Here is a 7329-nt window from a genome sequence, read left to right as displayed (position 1 = left end):
AAATCTATTCGTAAACCCAACGTCAAATTGATTATTGCCCCTTTTCCTGAACATGTACGAAGTGGCGACCAATTCTTCTTTAAGCCATCTTCTCAAACCCGCTTGACAACTGCGATCACTTCTTAACTTGTCACGAATGGCTGGTATAGAGTAATCGCCAATCACCAGCTAATAAGTCGAGTCCGGTTGTCAGCGGTTGTGGATGTGGGTTTTGCAATTCTAGTTCGGTAATTGCTGTCAGGATAGCCTGTCGATCGAGTGTGGTGGCTGAGATCCCGCGATTTTTTTCGGCAATTGCGGCAAGTAATTTGGCTTTGGGCATAATCGCAAGCGATTGCAGTCGCTAAGGTGGTAGGGATGTCCATTGATGAGGGGTTGAGTAGTCCCTGCTCCTGTCTGAGCCTAGGGCGAAACCTGACCTAACTACTCAGCCGATCGACTGCCCCCTCACCTAAAATGATAAACTATGAGAACTCAAAACCAATCGACATCGCTCATGCCAGATTCCCTCGACCTCGATATCTTAGATACATTTGTCAATCCAGCTCTCAAGCAACAACCCCGCTACGAACCCGCACCCACAATCGCCGAGCAGCGCAATACTTCGATTTTGGAATGGCTCGAATCGCAAGGACGACTGATCGATCGCGACGAACGCGATCCCGCAGTTTCGGCACTAGATCAACCCAACCTAGACGAAGAATTATTTGAAGACGATCGTGCCTATCAAGAAGAAGAAGAGAGTGATGATGCTGATGATGTAGACGAAATCTAGCCAGATTTTAACTAAAAATCGCCAAATTTAGGGCACTTCACTTTGATAGTATTGCTAGTGAAAAAGTAGTGAAAAATTTACCTCGGAGGAAATAGATGGAGGGCAAATCAGCATCTGTACGGGGTTTCAATCCTACGGGCACTGTCTTATTGATTTTACTAGGAACTGTCCTGACTGGCTCACTGCTGTGGCTCGACTGGCAACAGGGGCGAAGTTGGCAGACATCATTGGTAGTGCCATTTTTGGTGTCTACTGGACTAGTAGCGGCGATCGGTTACCAAGCCATCCCGCTACTCAAGCAGTTGAAGATGGGTCAATTCATCCGTGAAGATGGCCCCCAAGCCCACCTCAAGAAAGCCGGAACGCCGACGATGGGGGGGATATTTGTCGTACCGATCGGGACGCTCCTGGGGGTAGTATGGTCGCAGTTTAATCCTGACGCGATCGCCGTCGCTGTCACCAGTCTGGGCTATCTGGCGATCGGCGGTGTGGATGACTGGAAAAGTTTGAGCAACCGCAAGAATGAAGGTCTGACGCCCAAGGGTAAGCTACTATTGCAAGCGGCGATCGCGATCGCCTTTTGTGGCTGGGCGTTTCACAGTCGGGGCACGACGATTACCACCGTTCATTTACCCCTAAATATAGTTCTACCCTTGGGGCTATTATTTTGGGCACTGGCAGTATTCGCGCTCCTAGCCGAGAGCAACGCTACCAATCTCACCGATGGCGTCGATGGCTTGGCTGGCGGTACTGGGGCGATCGCGCTGGCAGGTTTGGCGGTGATTATCCTCCCCACCGAACCGCAACTGGCGATCTTTTGTATCTGCTTGAGTGGTAGCTATCTCGGCTTCGTCGTTCACAACCGCAACAAAGCAAAAGTTTTCATGGGCGACACTGGCTCTCTGGCTTTGGGTGGTGCATTGGCGGCTGTCGGGATCTTGACTGAGCATCTGTGGGTGTTATTGATTTTGAGTGGCATATTTGCGGTTGAATCACTGTCCGTGATCGCTCAAGTTGGTTATTACAAAGCCACCAAAGACGCTGACGGCAAAGGTAAACGGCTATTCAAAATGGCTCCGATCCACCACCATCTCGAATTGAGTGGTTGGACAGAGACGCAGGTAGTCGGCGTATTTTATGCGATCGAAGCAACTTTGGTATTAATTGGTCTGACAACCAACTCGTAGGGTGCGTTACGCTTTCGCTAACACACCAACTCAAGCATAGCGATCGCCCCAAAAGCAATCTACCAACTAAATCATCGAGATGTTCAAAGCGATGCTCATAGAGCTATCCCCCGCCACCGCCGCCGCCGAGATCGGGAATTGGTCGATCGTTATTGACTGCATCCACGAACTAGCCCTCGCACAGCTCAAAGACAACGATCGAGTTTTGGACTTAGCCCTCCAAGTCCTCACCCAGGGAGATTTCGAGCAGCAGTGGGAGATTGCCAAGATCGTCCCCAAACTGGGTGAGATTGCCATCCAACCCCTATTAGACCTAGTTAACGATCGGGACAACCAGCTCGAAAATCGGTGGTTTGGAGCGCGAATCTTGGGCGAATTTGCTCGACCGCAAGTAGTCACTGCCCTAGTCGCCCTAATCCGCCAGGATGAAGATCCCGAACTCACCGCGATCGCCATTGGGGCATTGACCAAAATCGGCACACCCGCGATCGCCGCTTTGACCGATTTACTAGCTCCAGCAGATCCCGAAGTATGTTCGGTAGCAGATCGCGGCATGGCGATCGCTATTCTTGCGCGCATTCGCCACTCTCAGACGATCGAGCCATTGATCCGCGTCATCGATGACCCCGATCCGCAGCTCCGTACCCTCATCGTCGAAGCACTAGGCAGTTTTCACGATCCTCGGATTCCGCCGCTCCTGATTGCCAAGCTCACCGATGTGGCAGCTAGCGTCCGCACAGCCGCCGTAGTCGCTCTAAGTCTCCGTGGCGATCTGGCGATCGAGTTACATCTACTCCACCACCTGCGCCCGCTATTAGGCGATCTCAACTCGGCAGTGTGCAAAGCTACCGCCCTGGGTTTGGCACGATTGGCAGATCCGCAAGCCGTCGCTGTATTGACCGAGTTGTTGGCATCACCGCGTAGCACCAATGACCTGAGAGCCTCAGCGATCCTTGCCTTGGGCTGGATTGGTACTCGGGCGGCGATCGATCGTCTCATTGCCGTGTTAGCCTCATTTCCAGAGCTGGCACCAGCAGCGATCGTCAGTATCAGTAAGACCGAACGCGAGCAGATTTATGCCAGTCAACTGCTTGTGACTTACTTGCACTCTTACCCCGATCCTGCCCGATCGGATTTGGCGATCGTCAGGCAAGAAATTGCCGCCGCACTAGGGAACCTCGGGAATATCGATACCGTCCCAGCTTTGGTAGAGTTGTGTGACGATCCAGACGCTCGCGTGAGGTTACACGCCATGACAGCTCTAGCAAAATTGGCTCCAACTTTGCCACAATAGAGCAGCTAATTAACTCAAGTTGCTACCGACAGCCTCAGCGGTTAAAACCACTGCTCATGGTGCAAAGTCCGCCTACGCGGACTAATAAACTAGTCCGCGTAGGCGGACTTTGCAGCACTAGCCACGATTTGCGGATGGAATCGCGCTGAGGTTCCCTCAGCGTGCGTTCCACCAAGCAGCGGCTCGCTCCGGTCGGGAAACCCGACCATGGAAGCGAGACAAGACACAATCGTCGGCGTTCCAATAGGTAGTAAATTGGGTTAATTAAGTTAGGTGGGTAAGATAAATTTATCCATAGTTGGATTGCAACTTCATATTTAGAGTCAGTAGAGTTTTATCATGTCTCGATTCTCAGCTTCTTTACTATTTGGGACTGGATTATTGCTGACAACCGTGCTAGCGACGATGCCTAGCAAGCTTAATGCCGCCACTGACCCCGAGCTGCGGGGCGAGCAGTTGGTAGCAGTCGATCCACCACTCCAGCCAGCACCAGCCCGAAAAAATAGCACTTCACAGCCACCAGCCTCACAGCAACTCCTGCCAGCGGCTGCATCTGGTGCAGCGAGTACACCAAGAAATAGTCCAGCATCCGGCACAGTTCCCGCCGCCAAGCCTAGTGTAGCGGCTACAGATCCACCAGCGGTAGAAAATGTCATCAACCTGGTGCTCAAGCTCAAACAGCGGCGGGTATATGTCTACCAGGGTGAAAAGCTGATCCGAAAATATCCAGTCGCGATCGGTAAAAAAGGCTGGGAAACCCCCACAGGTGAATGGCAGGTGATGGAAAAAATCCGCAATCCTGCTTGGACGAGCTTTAAAACCGGAGAAGTATTCCCGCCAGGTACCCAAAATCCACTCGGAGCGCGGTGGATCGGTTTTTGGACAGACGGTCGAGATGTGATTGGTTTTCACGGTACCGCCAATCTCAAATCGATCGGCAAAGCAGCATCACATGGCTGTGTGCGGATGCGAAATCGCGATGTCAGAGCACTGTTTCCGCTAGTCAAAGTCGGGACTACTGTTAAAGTAATTGATGAGTAAAATCACTACAAAAAAGGCGCGGAAATTAATTTCCGCTCCTAGAATTTTATTCTACTTAAATAGAATTTGAGATACTCAACTTATACCATCATCTAGATGCAATTTAGCACCATCATGTTCCGTAAACTATTTTTAGTTAAAATTCGATCCAGTAATATTCACCTTTGCTGCTAATTTCTGCATCTGACTCTCAAGTAAGTCCATAAAAATTTGCTTACTATTAGTCCAAAACAGTGGTGTCCCGATCGCCAGATCGCAAAAGAATGGTACTAAAATTAGCTCACCCTTGGGCAAAACCTTCCCTAGTCCATAGATAAATACTGGATAAATCGGTACCGCTGGATGCCGCTTCGCCAGATGGGCGATACCGCTCTGAAAGCTAGCCAGTGACTCAGGTGACCCTCTAGAACCTTCTGGATAAATAATCAAAATCTCCCCTCGCTCCAACGCCTCAGAACACTTGGCGAGAGGATGTGCGGTGCAGCTAGACTTGAGGCGATCGATCGGGATGATACCGATAATATGTAGTGCAAACCACGCCAATAAAGGGTTTCGCAAAAAATACTCGGCAGCGGCAATCGGGCGCAGTTTCGCCAACAATCGCAATGGAAAAATAGTCATCAGTACCAGCGTATCCAGATGACTATTATGATTGGCACAAATGATCGCTGGCCCTGTTTTTGGTAAGCGATCTCGATCGACAATCCGCAAGCCAATCACCACTAGTACTACTAGTCGCACGATCGTCGCAAAAAATAGTAGTCGTAATGGCTGCATCAAATCGGTATTCCTTGAAAATAGAAATAAACGGTAAAATGAAAAAATAATGGCGCAGTATAAGTCAGACTATCGATCCGATCGAGAATACCGCCATGCCCAGGAATAGAAGTACCACTATCTTTTACTCCCAAATCTCGCTTGAGTGCAGAAATGGTTACATCGCCAATAAACCCAGCACAACTGATGATTAATCCTACTCCTAAAGCATGAATCAAGTCGAATGGAGTCAACCACGGCGCGATCGCGATTGCCAAGCTAGTAGTAGTCAGTATCCCCCCCAATAATCCTTCCCAAGTTTTATTGGGACTGACTGTCGGTGTGACTGGATGACGACCGTAAGATTTGCCCCAAATATATTGAGCGATGTCATTTATTTCGGTCAACAATACCAGATACAACACCAATCCCGCACTTCCGGCGACCGGATTGCCCAGATCGGGCAATACCAATAAATAAGCCAGATGTCCCAAGCTAAACACCGTCAACATCAGCCCCCAATGGAGCGTCCCGATCGCTTTGAGAAATCCCTCGGTTTCACCCGCAATCACCATTCGCATCGGTAAGAATAGGAACGCATAAATCGGGATAAAAATCAAGAACATTACATACCAATGAATCGAGATCCAATAATATTGAATAACGATCGCTAAATACGCCCAAAATAAGACACGGCGATCGGATAAGCGGGTGGGAATGAGCGAGATATATTCTTTGAATGCCAAGAAGCTCAAAAACCAGAATAAACAGATCGCGATCGCGTGATTGACAACCAAAGTTGTGGCAAAGATCGCGACAATCCAGCACCAAGAAGTTAGCCGTTGCTGAAGCTCTGGCTGCTGCCAAGCTGGTACTAGATATACACTTAGGGTCGCTATTATTAATAGCGTTCCGATTGCCCCTAGCGACCACAAGACATTATCAACGGGGAGATTCCACAACATCATCTTTACTAGTTTCGACGAGAGTACTATTAATCCGATTGACAATTGTGAGGATCGATAAGCCAATTAAGCCGCTCCACACGTAATCTAACCATGGACTGGGAAAGATTCCAAAGACATACAGGACACCAATAATACTAAACATCACCCCGCGATCGGTCTTGTACATCGGGCCATCAAACTGTCGTTGACCGCCAACCGTCAGCCCCAATACTCCAGTCATTTCACTAATTATTGATAGTACGACCAGGATCGCTACCAAATATCCCGAAACACCTGGCAATAGTCCAAATGGTAGAAAGATTGCCGCATCAAAAATCACATCAGCTAATTCATTTAAAATCCCGCCTAATGTTGATTTCATCTGATGCTCGCGGGCCAACATCCCATCGATGACATTGAGTGTCGCGCGTACCAACATCAGTGGTGGCAATAATAGTAAGAAATAGCTCTGCCAAAGTACCAATCCGCCACAACCGATCGCCAGACAAGTTGTAAAAATTGTCACTTGATTTGGTGTTACTCCCATCTTTGCCAACCACGGCACAATCGGTCTGAGTAGATTTTGAGATGCTGGTTTGAGCTGATAAATAGTTGGCATAGAATCTACCTAAATTGGGATTAATAAAGTCCGACACCAATAATCGCGATCGGGCAAGTGTGACAATCGAGCACCAACTTTCTGTGGATATTCTTAAATTATGCCCATTAGTAGACCGATCTTATCGATCCTTGCCATCCGATCGATTTGGATAATCGATCGCGTGTTTGTTGCTGTCGATAAGCAAATATTAAATCGGTGCGCGATCGAGAGAGCACGAATGTAGACAGTTTTTTAACTGGCTCTGAGGCGACAGTGTAGCGGCTTGCAGCTCGAAGGATGAGCGGAGCGATCCAGAAATTAGCCAGATTGGGTAGTCAGGTTAGCAGCAACCGCGATTACAGTGCGTCAAAATGAATCTATCCCCATCTCACTCCCTTTCGACTCAAACAATAGACCACTGCTGGATATGTACCTCATTTGTCGAACACCATCCACCATCCACCATTCACTATTCACCCACATGCTCCCAACTCGTATCTTTAAGAGTGCTAAATTTTTCCAACCAACCGACGGCGAACCGATTCGCTCGGTGATTGCCTCATCGCCAGAAGCGACGATTGTCGCTTGGTATACTCACATCTTGCACTAGTATATAGGCACTAAATTTCCAGTGAAACTAACTCGAATGCCAGCCCCTGTGACAACAGAAATTCTCGCTGACGCTCGATTTCTAATAAAAGTAGACTCACAGCAGTCTGTGGCATTAA

Annotated in this window: 8 protein-coding genes and 1 pseudogene; 5 read left to right on the top strand and 4 right to left on the bottom strand. The window is 48.8% G+C overall.

Going from position 1 to position 7329, the window contains the following annotated elements; translation table 11 throughout:
- Window positions 1-139: 139 nt before the first annotated feature.
- Window positions 140-322: pseudogene (locus ACEW9I_RS08815) on the bottom strand (PAP/fibrillin family protein); the annotation flags it as partial.
- Between the two features lie 144 nt (window positions 323-466).
- Between ACEW9I_RS08815 and ACEW9I_RS08810 the strand changes: the two are divergent.
- The 4 genes from ACEW9I_RS08810 (at window position 467) to ACEW9I_RS08795 (ending at window position 4297) form a co-directional block, all read left to right on the top strand.
- Window positions 467-775, top strand: a complete 309-nt coding sequence (locus tag ACEW9I_RS08810) for a DUF3134 domain-containing protein (protein WP_373539976.1) — start codon at window positions 467-469, stop codon at window positions 773-775.
- Window positions 776-870: 95 nt separating this feature from the next.
- On the top strand, window positions 871-1962 hold the full coding sequence (gene mraY / locus ACEW9I_RS08805) for a phospho-N-acetylmuramoyl-pentapeptide-transferase (RefSeq protein WP_373539975.1): 1092 nt from the start codon (window positions 871-873) through the stop codon (window positions 1960-1962).
- Between the two features lie 91 nt (window positions 1963-2053).
- Window positions 2054-3256 carry a HEAT repeat domain-containing protein gene (locus ACEW9I_RS08800; protein ID WP_373539974.1) on the top strand — a complete coding sequence of 401 codons (1203 nt, stop codon included), beginning with the start codon at window positions 2054-2056 and terminating at the stop codon, window positions 3254-3256.
- 339 nt (window positions 3257-3595) lie between these two features.
- A complete protein-coding gene (locus tag ACEW9I_RS08795) occupies window positions 3596-4297 on the top strand; it encodes a L,D-transpeptidase family protein (protein ID WP_373539973.1) in 702 nt (233 codons plus the stop codon).
- 132 nt (window positions 4298-4429) lie between these two features.
- On the opposite strand, the gene ACEW9I_RS08790 is transcribed toward ACEW9I_RS08795, so the two are convergent.
- Genes ACEW9I_RS08790 through ACEW9I_RS08780 form a run of 3 tightly spaced genes read right to left on the bottom strand, consistent with a single transcriptional unit; the run spans window position 4430 to window position 6619 of the window.
- A complete protein-coding gene (locus tag ACEW9I_RS08790) occupies window positions 4430-5074 on the bottom strand; it encodes a lysophospholipid acyltransferase family protein (protein ID WP_373539972.1) in 645 nt (214 codons plus the stop codon).
- Complete coding sequence (locus ACEW9I_RS08785) at window positions 5074-6018, bottom strand: phosphatidate cytidylyltransferase (protein ID WP_373539977.1); 945 nt, start codon at window positions 6016-6018, stop codon at window positions 5074-5076. Before ACEW9I_RS08785 ends, ACEW9I_RS08790 begins: the two co-directional genes overlap by 1 nt.
- Window positions 5996-6619 (bottom strand): CDP-alcohol phosphatidyltransferase family protein, encoded by a 624-nt coding sequence (locus tag ACEW9I_RS08780; RefSeq protein WP_373539971.1) that lies wholly within the window; start codon window positions 6617-6619, stop codon window positions 5996-5998. The genes ACEW9I_RS08785 and ACEW9I_RS08780 overlap by 23 nt, the downstream gene beginning before the upstream one ends.
- A 463-nt stretch (window positions 6620-7082) precedes the next feature.
- On the opposite strand from ACEW9I_RS08780, the gene ACEW9I_RS08775 reads away from it, so the two are divergent.
- Window positions 7083-7211, top strand: coding sequence for a hypothetical protein (locus ACEW9I_RS08775; protein WP_373539970.1), 129 nt, complete (start codon window positions 7083-7085; stop codon window positions 7209-7211).
- Window positions 7212-7329 lie beyond the last annotated feature (118 nt).

The organism is Chamaesiphon sp. (assembly GCF_041738855.1).
Classification (GTDB): Bacteria; Cyanobacteriota; Cyanobacteriia; order Cyanobacteriales; family Chamaesiphonaceae; genus Chamaesiphon.
This window is presented reverse-complemented; position numbering and strand designations above follow the sequence as displayed.